This is a genomic window from Algibacter miyuki (assembly GCF_030409805.1).
GTDB classification, from domain to species: domain Bacteria; phylum Bacteroidota; class Bacteroidia; order Flavobacteriales; family Flavobacteriaceae; genus Algibacter; species Algibacter miyuki.
Map to the genome: position 1 here is coordinate 914,683 of NZ_JAUFQP010000007.1, position 19,606 is coordinate 934,288.

General features: G+C 36.0%; 13 protein-coding genes and 1 tRNA gene. 2 read left to right on the top strand and 12 right to left on the bottom strand.

What is annotated here, in order from left to right:
* Positions 1–527: 527 nt before the first annotated feature.
* The 4 genes from QWY92_RS06955 to QWY92_RS06970 form a co-directional block, all read right to left on the bottom strand.
* Positions 528–650: a hypothetical protein gene (locus QWY92_RS06955; protein ID WP_290269678.1), complete on the bottom strand. Its 123-nt coding sequence runs from the start codon at positions 648–650 to the stop codon at positions 528–530.
* Between the two features lie 208 nt (positions 651–858).
* Positions 859–2,130 (bottom strand): serine--tRNA ligase, encoded by a 1,272-nt coding sequence (serS, locus tag QWY92_RS06960; RefSeq protein WP_290269679.1) that lies wholly within the window; start codon positions 2,128–2,130, stop codon positions 859–861.
* Between the two features lie 185 nt (positions 2,131–2,315).
* Positions 2,316–3,632, bottom strand: coding sequence for an HTTM domain-containing protein (locus QWY92_RS06965; protein ID WP_290269682.1), 1,317 nt, complete (start codon positions 3,630–3,632; stop codon positions 2,316–2,318).
* Positions 3,625–4,557, bottom strand: coding sequence for a bifunctional riboflavin kinase/FAD synthetase (locus tag QWY92_RS06970; RefSeq protein WP_290269684.1), 933 nt, complete (start codon positions 4,555–4,557; stop codon positions 3,625–3,627). Before QWY92_RS06970 ends, QWY92_RS06965 begins: the two co-directional genes overlap by 8 nt.
* Before the next feature lie 223 nt (positions 4,558–4,780).
* On the opposite strand from QWY92_RS06970, the gene QWY92_RS06975 reads away from it, so the two are divergent.
* The gene (locus QWY92_RS06975; RefSeq protein ID WP_290269685.1) at positions 4,781–7,492 is read left to right on the top strand and encodes a reprolysin-like metallopeptidase; all 2,712 of its coding nucleotides are present in this window, start codon (positions 4,781–4,783) and stop codon (positions 7,490–7,492) included.
* Positions 7,493–7,500: 8 nt separating this feature from the next.
* Here QWY92_RS06975 and pth read toward each other — a convergent pair whose 3' ends face one another.
* The 3 genes from pth to QWY92_RS06990 all read right to left on the bottom strand — a co-directional run bounded on the left by pth (position 7,501) and on the right by QWY92_RS06990 (position 9,992).
* Positions 7,501–8,127 (bottom strand): aminoacyl-tRNA hydrolase, encoded by a 627-nt coding sequence (gene pth / locus QWY92_RS06980; protein WP_290269686.1) that lies wholly within the window; start codon positions 8,125–8,127, stop codon positions 7,501–7,503.
* A 252-nt stretch (positions 8,128–8,379) separates the two neighbouring features.
* The gene (locus tag QWY92_RS06985; RefSeq protein ID WP_290269687.1) at positions 8,380–8,994 is read right to left on the bottom strand and encodes a 50S ribosomal protein L25/general stress protein Ctc; all 615 of its coding nucleotides are present in this window, start codon (positions 8,992–8,994) and stop codon (positions 8,380–8,382) included.
* A gap of 56 nt (positions 8,995–9,050) precedes the next feature.
* Entirely contained in the window at positions 9,051–9,992 is a 942-nt protein-coding gene (locus QWY92_RS06990) for a ribose-phosphate pyrophosphokinase (RefSeq protein ID WP_290269689.1), read from the bottom strand.
* 145 nt (positions 9,993–10,137) lie between these two features.
* Between QWY92_RS06990 and QWY92_RS06995 the strand changes: the two genes are divergently transcribed.
* Positions 10,138–10,220 (top strand) — tRNA-Leu (locus QWY92_RS06995).
* Positions 10,221–10,285: 65 nt separating this feature from the next.
* Here the strand turns inward: QWY92_RS06995 and QWY92_RS07000 are convergent.
* The 5 genes from QWY92_RS07000 to QWY92_RS07020 all read right to left on the bottom strand — a co-directional run bounded on the left by QWY92_RS07000 (position 10,286) and on the right by QWY92_RS07020 (position 19,600).
* Complete coding sequence (locus QWY92_RS07000; protein ID WP_290269690.1) at positions 10,286–11,749, bottom strand: sulfatase family protein; 1,464 nt, start codon at positions 11,747–11,749, stop codon at positions 10,286–10,288.
* Positions 11,750–11,976: 227 nt separating this feature from the next.
* Positions 11,977–13,095, bottom strand: a complete 1,119-nt coding sequence (locus QWY92_RS07005) for a DUF4998 domain-containing protein (protein WP_290269692.1) — start codon at positions 13,093–13,095, stop codon at positions 11,977–11,979.
* Positions 13,096–13,117: 22 nt separating this feature from the next.
* A complete protein-coding gene (locus QWY92_RS07010) occupies positions 13,118–14,290 on the bottom strand; it encodes a DUF5000 domain-containing lipoprotein (RefSeq protein ID WP_290269693.1) in 1,173 nt (390 codons plus the stop codon).
* A gap of 27 nt (positions 14,291–14,317) precedes the next feature.
* Positions 14,318–16,228 (bottom strand): RagB/SusD family nutrient uptake outer membrane protein, encoded by a 1,911-nt coding sequence (locus tag QWY92_RS07015; protein ID WP_290269694.1) that lies wholly within the window; start codon positions 16,226–16,228, stop codon positions 14,318–14,320.
* 27 nt (positions 16,229–16,255) lie between these two features.
* On the bottom strand, positions 16,256–19,600 hold the full coding sequence (locus QWY92_RS07020; RefSeq protein WP_290269696.1) for a SusC/RagA family TonB-linked outer membrane protein: 3,345 nt from the start codon (positions 19,598–19,600) through the stop codon (positions 16,256–16,258).
* Positions 19,601–19,606: the final 6 nt, after the last annotated feature.

Here is a 19,606-nt window from a genome sequence, read left to right on the forward strand (position 1 = left end):
GGTGTAAAAGCCATCACCAGGAAAACTATTAGAGTAGGAGTATGTTGTAACACTAGATGGTAATGGATTATTTGAAGTGCCTGAGCCAAAAGATTCTGTAAAAATTGGATCGCCAGAATTTCCATTGCAAAACCCAAGTTGTGCATGGAGATTCGTTAATACAAAACAGGAAAGAATAAGCCCTAATATGCAGTTTTTAAATATAATGATAATGTCCGTTTTAGTTGTTTATTTTCTTTTGTTTAAAAACAAATGGTTTTGCTATATTATAAAAATAGATTTTGGAATATAGGTGTTTAGTAGAAAAATAGACCTATACAAAAACCATACAAGTGTTTAAAGTCTTTTATGTAGAGGGAGTTAGAGTATAACAAAAAAAAATGCCCGAATGTAAATTCGGGCATAACCAACCAAAATAAAGTTTTATAACGTACTGTTTGTCAAAAACTAGATCATATTTAATTGGGGACATGTTCTACATGAGGTTATCATGTTTTGCTTTGATTAATTTTTAGAGAGGTGATGTTTTATTTATGGTGGCTTATGGCGATTTTTTGTTCGCTTTTAGAAATTTCGAAATCTGTAAACAAAACTTCAAAAGCGATAAAAGCCAATGCCATAAGTAGGACTATTCTAAGTGTGTTTTTCATAATCGAAAAAAGGGTTAGTAGGTTTGGTACCTGCAAAGTCAAAAATATTTTCGATACCACAAAGAAACTCACTAGTTTTATGCTTTAAATCGTGTTTTTAATACACTTAATCGATAAAATCAAAGTAAATCGTGAAGTTTTACATTAAAAAAAGAGGTGCTTTTTGAGAAACACCTCTTTTTTAAATATGTATTATGTTATTTCTAGCTTAATCTATTATTTTAAAACCTGTGTAAGCTTGTAGTGCTTCTGGAATTTCAATGCCGGCTTCAGTTTGGTAATTCTCTAAAATACCAGCAAGTACTCTTGGTAAAGCTAAAGAGCTACCGTTTAAAGTGTGTGCTAATTCATTTTTACCTTCTGCATTTTTAAATCTAAGTTTTAACCTGTTCGCCTGAAAAGTTTCAAAATTAGAAATTGAAGAAATTTCTAACCAACGATCTTGAGCGGTAGAAAACAATTCAAAATCGTAAGTTAAAGCAGAGGTAAAGCCTAAATCGCCTCCACAAAGTCTTAAAATTCTGTATGGTAATTTCAATTCTTGTAAAATACCTTTTACATGCTCCACCATAGCATCTAAAGCTTTGTAAGATTGCGTTGGATGCTCCACACGTAAAATTTCAACTTTATCAAATTGGTGTAAACGGTTTAAACCTCTTACGTGCGCACCGTAACTTCCAGCCTCACGTCTAAAACACGGTGTATAACCTGTAATACCAATAGGTAATTCGGATTCATCAAGAATGGTGTCTCTAAAAATATTGGTTCCTGGTACTTCCGCAGTAGGAATTAAATATAAATTATCTTCACCAACATGGTACATTTGCCCTTCTTTATCTGGCAATTGCCCGGTACCAAAGCCCGAAGCTTCGTTTACTAAATGTGGTAATTGGTATTCGGTGTAACCAGCAGCTGTATTTTTATCTAAAAAATAAGCAATTAAAGCACGTTGTAATCGTGCGCCTTTACCTTTATAAACCGGAAATCCTGCACCTGTAATTTTATTACCAAGTTCAAAATCTATAATGTCGTATTTCTTAGCTAATTCCCAATGTGGTAACGCTCCGTCGTGCAATACAGGAATATCCCCTTCTTTAAAAATCTCTTCGTTATCCTCATCGGTGCTTCCTGCAGGAACAATCGCGTTTGGTACATTTGGTATTTTATAAAGTAATTCCGTTAAAGCATCTACAGTGTTACTAAGTGTATCGGCAAGTGTTTTCGATGCTTCTTTAAGTTGCGTCGTTTTTTCTTTAAGAATATTGGCTTTTTGCCCTTCTCCCGATTTGTATAAGTTTCCAATTTCTTTAGAAATCGCGTTGGATTCGGCTAAAGTGTTGTCCAGTTCGGTTTGAATACGCTTACGGTCTTCATCAAGCGAAATCACCTCGTTTACCATACTTGTGGCATCTAAGTTTCGCTTTTCCAATCGGCTAATAACTAAATCTTTGTTCTCTCTAATAAAAGGTACTTGTAGCATTTGCTTAATATTTAAGCAACAAATTTAGGGAATTGCGAATAAATTTGAGGATTTAAAAGTCATGAATTTCACGAATTATTACGAATATAGAATTGAGAACTTTTTAAATGAATTTTGAGGGTTGGCCGTGAGTCTTTTTCAGTATTTAGAATGCCGTAAAAAATGTAGATTTTAGTGGAGAAACCTTAGTTTAAATCCGATTTTAAAAGCCAATCGCTGTGCTTTATTGTTTGCCAATCTATGGCTGCTAAATCTACTTTTGGGTTTGTTAATAGTTTATATGGCCGGCCGTTAACACTTACTTTCGCGTTTACAAAAACCGAAATATCTTCGCCTTTAGCTTGGTGTTCTTCTTTAAGGTGTTGTGCAAATTGCCACATCACATCAGGTTTTGTTGTTGCCGCTCGTCTCTGTTTTGGAGTTAAATAATCGTTCAGTTTAACAATGTTTTTTTTGCCTGTAGTGTTGTTTTTTATACTGTAAGTGGCACTTCCACTTTTTGCTCTAAGCATCATGCGCCAAGACATACGGTGACCTTCTTCTGTCCAAAGTACGTTGTCTTCAATAAAATGATGGCGTAACGGTAAACCTATTTGAATAATGAAGTATATGGCAAATAATGAAATTAAAATGTTTTTTTTCTTCGGAAGAATCACAGCCGATTTATTGTAAAACATCTTCGTTTTTAGAAATATTTTCTGAATGGTTTGAGGTTCAAAAAAGAAAAGGGTGAAGGCTAATGATAAAAACGGAAAAATGCCAATTTGAAATACGACAGAGTTAAATAAATGAAAAAACACCGAAATAAAAAACATGTATCTTCTCGTGGGTTTGAAAAGGAGCAACGGAATAATTAAACCATCGAACAAAATGCCACCATAAGCCAGAAAATAATGTACTGTTTTTTGTTGCAGTAATTCGCCAACTAAAATATAATCTTTTTTGCTCCGCATTAAGAGTTCAATAACTATGGTGTCTAGCCAGTCGGGATATAATTTTGCTACCGATGCGTACGTGTAAACAATAAAAAGTTGTAGCACAAATACCCATTTACACCATTGCGGCATGGAAAAACGTTGGAGACTTGGGTTTTGATGAACATCTACGGAAGCATACTGGTTTGCAGGCATAAAAGCCATAATGCTGCTCAATAACATCAGTAAATAATAATGATTATTGTACGACGATTTTTGCATAAAATACGTCGCTGCCCACATTAAGGTAAACCCTATAATGCTAAAACGGTATTTGTAACCAACCATAACGCCCAGTGCAAAAAGGCCCATAACAGCGTAATAGAAATACATGCCGTTTCCGGGAAGCGGTTGTAACCACTCGAAACCAATAAAGGAAAAAGTGAACTTGGGATCGATTAAGGTTTTTTTTACCCAACCCGTAAAAATGGCGCCAACAGATTCTAAAAAACAAAGCAATCCAAAAATAATACGAAAAACGATTAATGCTGAATTGTCTATATGTTTAAATAAGAATTTATTAAGCATTGTGGGTTTTAATAAAATCGATAGTCTCGGTTTTGTCTTTGGAGAGTTGCATTTTTAAGGCATCTATAGACTCAAATTTTTCTTCGTCGCGAATACGTTTTAGTAAGTTTATTTGAAGTTTTTTATCATAGATATCCTTATCAAAATCTATAAAATTAACTTCTATAGTTTGTTTGTTTCCGTTTACCGTTGGGTTGGTGCCAATATTCATCATACCATAAACCAATTGGTTATTTATAGTGGTATTTACAATATATGCGCCTTGTTTCGGGATGAGTTTATAATCTTCTTCAACATGGATATTTGCAGTTGGGTAATTTAGTTGTTTGCCCAAGCCTTTGCCTTTTACAACGGTGCCATTTAACATAAATGGGTAGCCTAAATAGTTGTTAGCTTTGGTAATGTCGCCTTCTAGTAGAGCGGTTCTGATTTTTGTAGAACTCACCGAAACATCATCAATGTCTTGAGCTGAAATTTCTTCAACTTCAAAACCATAACGTTTGCCAAAAGTTCTTAAATCGTTAATATCGGCATTTCTATTTCTTCCAAAACGATGGTCATACCCTATAATAACTTTTTTAGCATTGAGTTTATCGACTAAAATTTGTTTCACAAAATCTTCTGCCGAAAGGCGAGAAAACTCTTTTGTGAACTTTTTTACCAGTAAATAATCTAAACCCAAAGCCTCTAAAATATCTTGGCGCTCATCAATCGTATTAATCAGTTTTATATTCGAATCTTTTTGTAACACCATTCTTGGGTGCGGAAAAAAGGTGAGTATAACCGATTTTAACTGCTGTAAGTTACCAGAGTCTATTAATCGTTTTATTATTTTCTGATGCCCAATATGCACACCATCAAAGGTGCCAATAGTAACAATGGTATCTTGATCTTTAATAGTGTCTGTAGAGTTGCTTAATTTCAACGTATCAATTTTCCACAAATTTACTTATTAAGTCTGTATAAAACCATTATTGAAAGGATCAATTTAGATTGAAAAATGAAGGATTGTAAGATTATAAAACGAAATAAATAGTAAAACAAAGCGTTTTTGAAATGTTCTTATTTGAAATGATTCTATTATTTTTTTGCTAATGCTAATATAACACGCTATTTTTATTGCTAGAACATTATTAAAAAAATAACAAATGAAGCATTTATACCCCAAATCGATACATTTTTTATTGTTAGTTTTTTTGTTTTCTGTTGCTGGTTATGCCCAGAATGGGGAAACGTTGTGGACAAAAACGAGTCAAAGTAGGTCGGCAAATTCAAAACAAACACCAAGAAAATCAACTCCAGAAAAAGCATTAAATTACAGTTTAGATATTGAGGGCTTAAAAGCGTATTTGAAAAATGCACCGCAACGTCAGGTGCATTCTAATTCTGATGTAATATTAAGTTTCCCTGTAAGTAATGGTGGTTTTGAGGCTTTTCAAATTGAAGAAGCTTCTGTTTTGCACCCCGATCTTCAGGCTAGCATGCCTAACTCCAGAAGTTATGTTGGTAAAAGTATAGACAACCCAGAAAATACCATCCGGTTAAGTATAACACCGCAAGGTTTACACACCATGATTATGTCTCCAGGGGAAGGAACACAGTATATAGATCCATTAAGTTATGGTGAATCTGATTACTTAGTGTATGGAAAAAAAGATTTACCACAGTTAGAAGATCATTTTTTATGTGAATTTGAGACGGATGAAATTTTTGAAAAAGCAGCAGGAACAAAAGGTGTTGCTGTCGCTTTAAATGATGGATTTATTAGAACATTGAGAATTGCTTTAGCGAGTACGGTGGAGTATTCTCAATTTCATTGGGAGGCTGCAGGCTTAACAAGTGGAGATTCTGAAGCTGATAAAAAAGATGCGGTTATGAATGCTATGATGGTAACCATGACTAGAGTTAATGGTATTTACGAGCGTGAATTATCGTTACATTTTGAATTTGTACCCAATAATAAGGATATTATTTTTATAGATAGCGATAGTTTTAATAACAATAACGGGCAAACATTATTAGGGCAAAATCAAACCGAAATAGATAATACTATTGGTGATGCCAACTATGATATTGGCCATGTGTTTAGCACTGGTGGTGGTGGTGTAGCCGATTTAGGTTCAGCGTGTCTTTCTGGTTTTAAAGCAAGGGGAGTAACAGGATTAACTTCACCGGTTGGTGATGCTTATGATGTAGATTATGTTTCTCATGAATTGGGACACCAATTAGGAGCTCCGCATACGTTTAACAGTGAGCAAAACCAATGTGGCGATGGAAATAGAACGAATTCTAATGCGTACGAGCCAGGAAGTGGAAGCACGATAATGGCCTACGCAGGACTTTGCAGTCCGGAGAATGTACAAAGTAATAGTGATGATTATTTTCATCAAAAAAGTTTACAGATGATTTGGGCACATATTGCTACAGGTAGTGGTGCTTGTGCTACACAAACAACAAGCGGAAACAGTGAGCCAGTGGCAGTTGTTTCAGCAGGTAGTTATACTATTCCTATTTCTACACCTTATAAACTTATAGGAGCCTCAACTGATGCAGATGGTACGGCATCGCACACCTACACTTGGGAACAATACGACTTAGGAAATGCTGGTTTACCATCGGAAAGTGATATGAGCGGTGGTCCTTTAGTGCGTTCTTATCAAGGAACAACAAATGCGACGCGTTATATCCCTGAATTAAAAGATCTTATTTATTCAAATGGTTCTACTACTTGGGAAAAATTAGCGTCGGTAAGTCGTGATATCAATTTTAAATTGACCGTTAGAGATAATGCTGCTTATGGTAGGACGGCTTCGGCAGATGTGGTTATAACAACCGTTTCAGCAGCTGGTCCTTTTGTGGTAACCTCACAAAATACAGCTGGTATTGGTTGGGTTGGTGGCGAGAGTAAAACCATTACTTGGGATGTTGCAGGAACTACCGGAAATGGTGTAAATACGGCTAATGTAAATATCCTTTTATCTACTGATGGTGGATTAACGTATCCTATTGAGTTGGCCACAAATGTGAGTAACGATGGTTCGGAAACTATTACAGTGCCAGATATTACAGAGTCAAATTGTAGGGTGATGGTTGAAGCTGTAGGAAATGTGTTTTTCGCTATAAATTCTGAAGATTTTGCTATTGGTTACACGGTAACGCAGACTTGCAATCAATATACTGTGTCGCCTAATTTGAGTATCCCTGATAATACGGCGGTTTTTGTGTTTAGCGAACTACTTGTAACGGAATCTACAGTAATAACCGATATTAATGTGGGGGTCGATTTTACTCATACGAGTCATGGTGACTTACAAGTGACTTTGTTTAATCCAGATTTTGATAGTGTTGATTTAATGCTGCCGTTTTACTGTTCTGCTGGAAATTTAAAGGTGAAATTTGATGATGATGCACCGGAAATAGATTGCTCTAATATGGATACTTATGAGGTGTATCAGGCACGAAATGCATTGTCTGCTTTTAATGGCGAAGACGCTTCAGGTATATGGCGACTTGGTGTAGCCGATGTTGGTGCTAATGATGAGGGGTTTTTAAATTCTTGGTATATTGAAATTTGTACCACCACCACAGAGCCATTAAGTATGACCACTTTTGAGTTTGAAGATTTAAAAGTATTTCCAAACCCAAATAAGGGTGAGTTTAATTTTAAGCTTTCTACAGTATCGAGTAATATTGAGGTACAGGTTTTTGATATGAGAGGTCGCTCAATTTATAGTAATAATTTTGAGGGCAACGGAAACGTTAGCGATATGATACAATTAAATAATGCGCAATCGGGCATGTATATTTTAAGTGTAAATGATGGTTTTAAACAATCTACCCGAAAAATTATTGTTGAATAATACGTTGTTTATTTTCCGTTAAAGCTATTCATGGTGTTACTCATTCCTGCTAAACCGAAGGATTTAATAAGTTCTATAGACTTGGTTAAACGTTCTTTTAGAGTTTTGTTTTCCTCGTCGCTCCATTCGCCAAGTACGTAATCTATTTGTTTACCTTTACTGAAGGCGTCACTAATACCAAAGCGGAAACGGTTGTATTTTGTGGTGTTTAGTGTGCTTTGGATATCTTTTAATCCGTTGTGGCCACCATCGCTACCTTTGGTTTTTACGCGTATACTTCCGAAGGGTAAGTTGAGGTCGTCTGTAATTACAAGTAAGTTTTCTAATGGAATTTTTTCTTTGGTAAGCCAGTATTGCACGGCTTTACCACTTAAATTCATGTAGGTACTTGGTTTGAGTAAAATAAAGGTGCGTCCTTTTAATTTATAGGTGGTTAGGTCGCCTAGTTTTTGTGTGGTAAAGGTAAGGTCTTCTTGGTGTGCTAAGTGATCTAAAACTTTAAAACCGATGTTATGGCGAGTGTTTTCATACTCTGATCCAATGTTTCCTAAACCAACTATTAAATATTTTTTCATAGGATTTTGCGCTTCTATGTTATGTTCTTTTCTGAATAGTTTTAATAAAAATGACCACATTTTGGTGTTTTTGTTTAACAAACATAATAAATATGGTACTAATTTTTGGTGCTTTCCTTTTTTTAATAAAGTGGCCTTTGCGTTAGGGATTGTAGTGAAAAGCCCACAGCCTGACGCAGGAAGAGCGCGGACTTGTAGCGGAAAGCCCGACCCTTTTCGGGGAACGCCCAAATTATTATAATTATTATTGGTAAAAATAAAAAAGCATCCTGAATTAACAGAATGCTTTTTGTATTATGATAAGAATATGTTCTATTCTTGAGCTGCTTCTGCTGCTGGAGCTTCTGCACCTTCTTCTTCGTCGTCATCTTCAACAACTGCTGTTCTAGATGTTTTAATTTGACATACAACTGTGTTATCAGTATGTAAGAAAGTGTATTTTTCGTTTGCTAATTCGCTAACGGCAACTTTATCACCAATTTTTAATGGAGTAATATCTACTTCAATAAAATCTGGAAGGTTTGCTGGAAGTGCTTTAACACGTAATTTACGGTTGTTTCTACGTAAGATACCACCATTTTTAACACCTTTAGAGTTTCCTACTAAGTTTACAGGAATATCTAATGCAATTTCTTTGTCTTCAAATAACTGATAGAAATCTACGTGTAAAATTCCGTCTGTTACTGGGTGAAATTGAATGTCTTGTAATACAGCGTTTAAAGTTTCGCCGCTATCTAATTTAATCACAACTGTATGCGCATTAGGCGTGTATACTAGTTTTGAGAAAGCTAATTCTTGTGCTGAAAAATGCACTGGCTTGTCTCCTCCGTATAATACGCAAGGAACCTGACCAGCATTACGTAAGGCTTTTGTTGCTTTTTTGCCTACGCTTTCTCTTTGAGATCCGTTGATTGTAATTGATTTCATTCTTGTTTATATATATTAAATTAATATTCTAATTTGGTTTCCCTTGCGGGGAAATGTTACATTACAAAACTTGAACTAATAGACGTATTGTTGTGTACCTTATCCATAACTTGAGCAAATAAATCTGCGCAACTTAATACACGAATTTTATCGCTTAATGGTTTTACCGGAATAGAATCGGTTACAATAAGTTCTTCTAATTTTGAGTTTTCTAATTTTTTATAGGCATCACCTGATAAAATAGGGTGTGTACAAATAGCTCTAACGCTTAATGCTCCACGTTCCATCATTAAATCGGCTGCTTTTGCTAATGTTCCGGCTGTATCAACCATATCATCTACCAATACAACGTTTTTTCCTGTTACATCACCAATAAGCTCCATGTGTGAAATTACATTGGCTTTTGCGCGTTGTTTATAACAAATTACTACATCACTTTTTAATGCTTTAGAATAGGCATAAGCTCTTTTAGAGCCTCCCATATCTGGCGATGCAATAGTTAAATTTGGTAAGTTTAAACTGCGTAAGTACGGTAAAAATATAGTGGATGCAAAAAGGTGATCTACTGGTTTTTCGAAAAAACCTTGTATCTGGTCAGCATGTAAATCCATGGTGATGATACGTGTTGCACCTGCTGCTTCTAACATTTTTGCCACCAATTTTGCTGCAATTGGCACTCTTGGTTTGTCTTTTCTATCTTGTCTTGCCCAACCAAAATATGGTAAAACCGCTGTAATGTGTCTTGCTGATGCGCGTTTTGCTGCATCAATCATTAACAACATTTCCATTAAGTTTTCTGGACCAGGGTTTGTTGAACCTATGATAAAAATACGAGCTCCACGTATAGACTCCTCGTAAGACGGTTGGAATTCTCCATCGCTATAGGTTGAGGTAATTACTTTACCTAGTTCTGCTCCGTATGCTTTAGCGATTTTCTCACCAAGGACTTTACTTTGAGTACACGCAAAAATTTTAGCTTCTGTTACTACTATGGGCATGGTTGTTGTGCTGTTTTATAGTGCTTAAGCACCGCTTATTTTAAACAAGGTGCAAATTTATGGATTTATTTTTACCTAAAATGTATATTGGTGCGTATTTTTTGGGTGATATATCGAAAAAATCTATATTTTTGCTGCTCCAAATGCTCAAGTGGTGGAATTGGTAGACACGTCGGATTCAAAATCCGATTCTTCGGAGTGCGGGTTCGATTCCCGCCTTGAGTACCAAAAACCCTTTAAAAACAACGTTTTTAAAGGGCTTTTTAATTTTATTTTCTATTAAATTTAGTTTTTTAATGCTTCTTATAAGGTACTGTTCCTAAGTGATCAACCTTAATGCCCCATTTATCTAAATAATGTGTGCCTGGAAGAAATTGATCCCCATTAGCTTTTAATCGTTGTGTTAAACGGCTATCTAAATCGGATTGTAGTACGGCATAATCAGTTTTGTTTACTAAATTATTCATTTGGTGTGGATCTTCCTCGTTATTGAATAGTAACCAAGGACCATTTAAATCTTTTACGTAGGTGTACTTTTCGGTAACCAAACCTCGGTATTCTCTACCTTGGCGTTTTGGCTTGTTCCATTCGCCAAACGGTTGCACACATGTTATTATAGTTTCTTTACCAACGGTATCATCTTTACCTTCCATATAAGGTTTGTAATTAATGCCTTCAATCGGTTCTGGTATATTGATTTGGCATAAACTTAATAAGGTTGGTAAAATATCTTCGGAATTTAAAATGGCTTCTCGCTTACCGGGTTTTATACCTAAATATTTAGGAATATGAACAAGCATAGGCACTCGAACCGATTCATCAAAAGGTTGTTGTTTTCTATAAGCTCCTTGTGAACCTAGTAAATCGCCATGATCGGAAGTAAATACAATTATGGTATTATCTAATTGGTTATTACTTTTTAGATCCTGAATTAATTCCCCAACCATATCGTCTAAAGCAACTATATGTGCATAATAACCTGCAATATCTTTTCTTACTTTGGTTGCTATATTTTCTGGTACATTCGGCCTTAATTCCATGTCGTCCGGATTAAACATATCTCTATATTTTTTTGGAGCAGAATCATAAGGGTTGTGTGGCGTTCCCCAAGAAAGCATTAATAAAAAGGGATTGTTTACATTTTTTTTTGAATTGATATAATCAATCGCTGCGTCTGTTTGTTCGAAGGTATCATAACCATTCCAGGTTTTAGGCGTTGGATCATTATTATCATAATAGATTGAACTGTTGTAGTTATGCGTGCATTCATTAGCCATCCAAAACTGAAAGCCTTGTCTTCTGTTTCCAGGTGGAATAAAACTTTCTCTTCCATGCCCATCGATATGCCACTTGCCAATAAACCCAGTGTCATAGCCTGCTTTATTATAAATTTTTGCCATGGAAACAGCATTAGTATCGAGTTGAACATCGTTCATAAAAACGCCGTTTGTTAGCGGACGCTGCCCTGTAATTAACGAAGCTTTAAATGGTGTACAAACCGGCATGCCCGATACAGCATTTTTGAAGTTGACGCTTATGGCTTCTAAATTATCGAGGTGTGGTGTGTTTACATTGGGGTCGCCGGCATAGCTTGTAGATTGCGCTCTAAGTTGGTCGGTTAAAATAATGAGGACATTAGGTTGTTTTTCATCCGAAGTAATATGGTGCTTTTTAGTGGTTGATTTACAGGAGACTAAAACTAAAAGGAACAGAATGTATGCGGTTTTAAACATATAGGAGTGCTGTGATTTTTTCATAAAATAATGTGTTTATTCTATCGGTTTTATTTATATAAAAATAAAATAGAGCTTAAAAGTAAGCATTTTGGAGTAAAAATTAACTTACAAGTGCTTTGCTAGAGGTGCAAAAAAAATCCCTTTCTGCTTTATGCAAAAAGAGATTTTTTTTATGATCTTTATAAGATTATAAGGGTTTTACCCTTATAATCAAATGAGCTAAAATTTTGGAAGATGCTTGAATGTTTTTACAACTCCACTTTACCATAAACATTAATCTCTCCGATAACGAAATAATCTTCTGGCCCCGTTAATGCCACGAATTTAAAATAATTGGCTTTTGGCATAGACGCAATTTCATAAAACTGACCTTCATTGGTCAGCCTGTTAAAATTAAATTCGCCTAAATCTTCCCAGGTTTCATTATCAGCGCTAACTAATAATTGGAAGGTGTCGCAAGCTCTATCATCATCTGTCATTCTGAAAATTTCAAACCCACTAATGGTTGCTTCATATCCCATATCAACGGTAACAAAATGTGGGTAGCTTGAATTACTAGCGTGAGTGTGCCATCTTGAACCCGGATTGCCGTCAATAACATTAGTGACTCTATTGGCTTCACTAGAATTGTGTTGCGTTGAAAAATCAGTAACGCTGAAGGTCGTCTTATCCAAAAGGAAATACGCTTCAGGGTTGTCCACATATTCCGTGGCGAAAGTATCAATACTTAACGGGTCGGGCGTATAAAGTGATCGATATTGATAGGGCATGCTAGCGTCGTAATTTTCAAGAAGTGAATTTTCTTCAGTTTCATCAAAGGATAGAATACTTTCCTGACCATCCATATCTGTAAACTTGACTTCTGTAGCAATAAAACCTTTTGATAAATCAGGTTCTCCCCAATTGATAAAAACTTGCCCATTAGCATCCATCACGTTTTTTATGATAGGTCTGTTCCTTAAAGAGGAGGCGTAATTTTCTCCATAAGCAACGCCAAAAGCTTCTACTGGAACAGAAATGTTTCCTTCGCTGTCGTAGTTACGAATGAAAAAGGTATAGGTGTTTTCTAGTAAATTATCAATAATAACAGATATTGAATCTGTTCCAGTTGGCATAGGAACATGAAGCGAATCTTGATAATTATTCCAAAAAATTTGAGCATGTGTCACACTAGGATCAACATTTTTTAACCAAGACACTTTTACTCTGTTTTTTCCTGGATAAGCTGTTGGTTGTACGGCAATTCCAGGGTAAACAATACCACCGGGTACAACAAACTCTTCATACGAATCTTCCATTTTAGAGCAACTAGTGCAACATAAAAGGGCAAGACTAAAAATGATTATTATAAACGAAATATTTTTCATATTTATTTTTTAAAGTTAGTAGTTAATTGACTTGTCCCCAGAAAGAAATTTCACTAATCTGAACTTTTCCACTACCGGGCACCCAGGCTTCAATTGTTTTGAGACGGAAATATCGTATTGCTGGTAATCCAACTTCAAATTCAAAATCTTCCCCCAAGCTACTTGCATAGGTAATATCTTCTGGGCTTTTGGTTCCAAGAGGAAGTCCTGAAGGTTTAAAAGACTCAAAGGCGCCTAGCAATTCCCAGTTGTCCCAACTGCCATCTAGAGAAGGATCATTAGTTCCCCAAATTTCTATATATCTTGGTGCTTCAACATATTCATAACCTGGACGATGCCACAATTTCATTCGGCTAAGAATTATACTTTCACCAAAATCAAATGTATACGCGTGAGGTATGGGTTGATCTTCGGCTGCTAAAAGATTGCCTTTTGCAACTTTGTTGTCATAAAGATAAACGGGTGTATAGGTCGCATTGTACTGAGCATCTCCTGGAAGTGGTGTCCATTCCCATTTATCTTTTAATATTTCTTCTTCATACAGAGGCGTTAATGTTTTTATTAACGTATCCGATTTATTGTTCCATCGATCTTTAATGTAACAAGCAAATTCCATTTCTTTTACAGGAAAGCCCCTAGCAGAAAAATCCCCTTCTTCTGCAGCGGTGTAAAACGTAGTAGCCGGCTCCCATTCGCCCGTACCTGTTGAGTCTACTAACATAACCATAGTAAGGTTAGCCTGCGTATCATTTTTAAATTTTACGTTCGCACCGCCGAAAGTAGATCTTATTTCAAGTGATTCAAACACTGTTTTCACTGGAGGAGGTAAAGGTTGAAAAGTAGCTACTAAAGGCACTGATTCTACATTGTTTTTTCCTACGGTAATTACCTTTAATTCATGTTCGTCTGAATTTCCGTATCCCACCAGTTTTAAAGTATCCAGATAACGGGATGCTTTTGCTTCTCTAAATACATTGGGCTGTATTTCATAAATAGCTTTCGCATATGAAATAATAGGGTCTTCGGGAATATTGTAAGTTAAAATGGCTCCACCTGGGGTAGGTGTGATTACCAAGTCTGTAACTTGCATGGGAACATCCGACGATTCATCTAAAAAGTCAATCCGGTCTGTCTCGTTACAACTGCATAAAAACAGTGTACCTATTATTAGGACAATTTGATATATATTTTTCATCTTTTGAATATTTTAATTATTTAACATTTACCAACCTAAATTTTGAACCAGATTAGGATTCTGCTCTATATATGAATCTTTAATAGGCCAAAAATAGTCCTTCAATCCAAATTTCTGATCCCAGACAATAGTGGGAACATAATAGTTTTCTGCAGATTGTTGCCATACGTTCCAACCGGTAACAGGCTCATTCATTTCTTCGGCTGCTTTTTTCCATCGTCTTAAATCCCAAAAACGCTGACCTTCGAAAGCCATTTCAATTAAACGCTCTTGATGTATGATGTCACGAAGTCCGGTTTGAGATTCAAATTTACTTGGGTTTGTTGAGTATTGCGTCCAAGCAGATTGTACGGTTCCTAGTCCAGCGCGCTCACGAACTAAATTAAGATAATGATAGGCTTCTTCGGATGGACCGGTAGATTCGTTAATCGCTTCGGCATAAGTAAGATACAAGTCTGCTAAACGGATTACTGGCCACGGATAATTTCTTAAAGAGTAACTCGCTGATCCACCGCCGCCATTTAAGGTGTTTTGATAATGAATTAATTTCTTTATAAAATACCCAGTTGAAGACCCTCTACTTAGATTTACAGAGTTTAGTTGGCCATTTTTGCTCTGTACACATAAAAGTTCATCTACCTTTTTATCATCATAATAACCCTGGCCATACCATATACCACCATCAAAAGCCATATCTGCATAAAAGCGAGGTTCTCGATTAAAATTAAGTTTAGCCGTTTTATAGCCTGATTTGATAAGAAGATGGTCTTCTTCTCTACCATTTTGTAAATCATATTTGTTATTGTAACTCCATGTTTTATCTTCATTAATGGGAACACCATTATCCGAATAGAACAGTTCGGCCATTTTTAGAGGAGCTCCAAGGGTTCCATAAACAGCTTGAGTATCTGGGTTTTGTGGGTCTAAATTAGTGGGTTGCGCTAATTGCTGCAGCCTACTAGAACTACTTTGTGTATTCGCCCAAATAATTTCACTGTTCCAACGTTCTGTTAGTGCGTTTCGGATAGACAGTTGTGTGATAATCGTACTGCTAAGATCGACCTGTGTTAATGATGGTGTATAGGTGTAGAGCTCGAATCCTGCTGCTGCACAAGCATCAATGGCGGCTTTACAGGCTGCAACTGCAGTATCCCATTTGGTTTCATCATAAGTTGCGTTAAATAATGGCGTTCCGTCTTTATTCTCTAACTGAGCAAAATCATTATCCCCATTAAATAAAGGGCTTGCCGCGGTTACAAGTACTTTGGCTTTTAATGCTAGAGCGATAGGTTTAGTAATTCGTCCTAGTTCTGCTGCCGGATCTGTAATAACCAATGGTAGATCGGTTTCTGCTTCATCTAGCAATTGAACTACATAGTTAAAACATTCGTCAATAGTATTACGTGTTACTTTAACCTCTTCTGTTCCTGCATCAATGGCGATATTGGTTTTAACTAATGGAATAGGGCCATACATTTTCATGAGATAATAGTGATAGTAAGCCTTTAAAAACTTTACTTCTGCAATCCATTGGATTTTCTCAATATATTCCAAATCTGGAACGCTTTCAACATTCTCAAGGAAAATATTGCAGTCACGTAATCCTTTGTATAGGTTTGACCATTGGTCGCCATAAGGATCGACCACGTTTTGAAACCCACGTGAAATGTTTAAAAAAGTATAAGATTCATATCTATTATTTATACGTCCCAACATTTCATCGCCGCCCACTAAGGCTGGGTTATCATTAATGCCACCATGTGAAGGCATGTATGAATAACAGGTGAATAGGTATTGCTCGGCACTGTATCGCTGATTAAAAGCGATATCAACTGTTGCTACATTATCTGGTACAACATCTAAATAATCACTACAAGAATACACTGAAAGTAGTAGCACGATAAATATTGACTTTATTGTGATAATAATATTTTTCATAATATTTTATATTATTTAAAGTTAAAATTAGTTTATGGAAACGTTCAATCCAATATTCAGTATTTTCTGAATTGGATAGCCTAGTCCATTTCCTCCCATTTCTACATCCCACAATTTAAATTTGCTCAGTGTAAAGAAATTAGTTGCACTCATGTAGACACGGAAATTAGAAGTACCAATTTTTTTCTGATACTTTTCTGGTAGGGTGTATCCGATCTCGACCTCTTTTAGGCGAAGAAAGGAACCATCGCGCATAAACCAAGTACTGTTTTGCGTGTTGTTTGAAATTGTTGTTGGACTTAAACGCGGCCATAAGGCATATTCATCACGGTAATCTTCAGACCAGTGACTGTCAGCATAAGCTTTCAATATTTGAGTTTCACCCTGGAAAGGAGACGTTGTAGATGGGTCTATCCAAAAAGATTCATTAGCAAGTCCTTGGAAGAAAGAAGAGAAATCCCAACTTTTATAACCGAAAGAGAAACCAAATCCATAAACAATTTCTGGAGTTGTTGGATACCCGATAGGCACTTGATCTGCCTGAGTAATCTTACCATCACCATTGACGTCAAGATATTTTATATCGCCTGCCATATATTCTCCAAAACTTTGCGTTGGCGCATTAGCAACTTCGGCATCATCTATAAATAATCTTTCGGCAATATAGCCATATTGTTGTCCTAACGACGTACCAACACGAGAACGCCAAGCTTCATCGTAATCAGGTTCTTCGTAAACTTCAAATTTACTTGTTGCATAGGTGAAATTTCCTCGTAGACTTAGCCACATACCATTACCCCAAGATTCATTATATTCTAAAGAAATATCGGTGCCTTGTCCAGATGCTTCTCCAACGTTGGCACTTACTTCTGTTGCTAGTCCCATAGTTACTGGGATATCTGCACGTGGCATAAAGATATTACTACGACGCTCTTTAAAGAATTCGGCCTGAATGTCTAATTTATTATTAAACATACCTATTTCAAATGCTAGGTTGGCTTTTTTTGATACTTCCCAAGTAATGTCTTCATTTCCGTAACGGCTAAGTGCTACGCCATTACGACTATAGCCCCAGTCGCGGCCAAATGTTGCGCTTCTGTCTCCTGAATTCATGTTGACATTAGATAGATAATAAAAGCGATCTTGAGCACTTCCGATAGCATCATTTCCTACAAGACCGTAGGTTGCTCTAATACGGAGTTTTGAAAACAGGTCTTTATTGTTTTCCCAAAATGGTTCATTAGATACGTTCCAGGCAACACCTGCGGAAGGGAAAAAACCAAATCTGTTTTTCTTATGAAATCGTTCCGATCCATTATAACCAAAATTTAATTCAGCGTGGTATCGATCATCATAGGCATAAGTAAAACGGCCTGATAAACCTAAGTTTCGGTATGGAAGTGAAAGCTGTAAATCTCCGGCATTGGCCTCAAGACTATGTTTCATTATCGTAATTAAAAGTCCGCTAACATCATGTTTATTAAATTTACGAGAATAGTTTATGGCAGATTCCACGTAAAAATTAGAAGAGACTAATTTATCACCTTCGTTATAATCTAAATATTCGGTTCCTGTACTTTCGTTGATGTTACTTACACCATATTCTTGTGTGTTGGCATTGTACCAGTCAAGACCATAATAAAATGGATTGTAAGCTCTGTTTACTGAGAAATAAGAATTTCTAATGGTATTCGCCATGGTACGAAATCTCAGTCCTTCGGTAATCCAAGATAAATCTTCTTTAAACTCCAACTGCGCAATCATCTGTGATCTAGAATATTCTTTGTATCCCTTTACCATGTCGGCATAAGGATTAATATATTCACCTTCTCCAGCATTTCCAAACATAATATGAGATACATATTTATGATCTTCATCAATGGGATAATAGGCCGGAAAAAGTGCAGGATTAGAATGCATTACTTTATTGTACATGCCTGTACCACCATCTATTGGTCCGGAATAATCGTCAAAATTACCATTCAACCTTACAATTAATTCTGTTGTAGGGGTAACATCTATATTTACATTACTACGTAGCGTGTATTTTTGAAGATTAATATTACTATTAAAATTGTTTCTTTCGTCTACTTTTAGAATACCACTATCTTTTGAATAAGAACCTGCAACGTAATAACGAGCAACTTTACCACCACCACTCAAATTTAGATTGTATCGTTGATTTTGAGTAAAGTTTTTAAATAACATATCGTGCCAATCGTTGGCCGGAAAAAGTAGTGGGTTTTCTCCTGCTGCCGTTCTATCAATTTTTTCATCAGAAAAATAAGTTTCCCCTAGCGGATCACGTGTACGAATGGCTTCATTTGATAATTGCATATACGTAACAGGGTCGGCAAGGTCGATGTTACGGGTTGGCATAGAAAAGGAGTTTTCAACCCTGAAAGATAGTTTGGCTTTACCTTCCTTACCTTCTTTGGTTGTAACTAAAATAACACCATTAGCACCTCTGGCTCCGTAAAGTGCCGTAGCTGTAGCATCTTTCATAATACTGAAACTCGCGATATCATCTGTTTGAAGACGTGCCAAATCGGTAGAGGTAAGTTCAATACCGTCAATTAATATTAACGGATCTTTTTTATAACCAAAAGTAGTTACCCCACGAATAAAGAAATCGGCATTATCTTCTCCTGGTTCACCACTACGCTGGTATGCAATAATACCTGCCACTCTACCAGCAAGCGATGTGGTTAGGTTACTACTGGCAACTTTTAGTTCAGAAGGGTTTATGGTAGTGATAGAACCAATTACAGATCCTTTTTTTTGTTTTCCAAAAGCAACAACGGTAACATCATCGAGTTCTTCGGTGTTTTCTTTTAAGGTGACATTAATTTTGTTAAGCCCATTAAGAGGAACTTCTTTTTTTGTAAACCCAATACTAGTAAAAACGATTACAGCATTTTCATTACTTATTTTTAATGAAAAATTACCATCAAAGTCTGAATAAGCACCATTTGCAGTGCCTTTTTCAATAATAGTAGCACCTGCGAGTGGTTGCCCATTTTCATCCGAAACTGTCCCAGTAACCAATAGTTGTACAGGTTTTTTAATTTCCTTTACAATTACAGTATTATCATCTGTAATAGTTACGTTATAATTGCCTTTGGATAAACTTTTATTCAGCAATTTATTGGTAGAAATAGTTCCTTTTTTTATATCAATTTTTGGAAAGTTTTCGAATATGCTTTCTTGATAAATAAACTTATAATCAGTTTGTTGCATTATAAGGTCGAAAACTTGATCTACAGTTAATGTGATGTTTGCTTCAATTTTAATTTTCGAATTTTGAGATAAAACATTACTAGGCGTAAAACTGAAAGCCGTTGTAATGCATAGAAAAATGAAAGTTCTCATAATGGT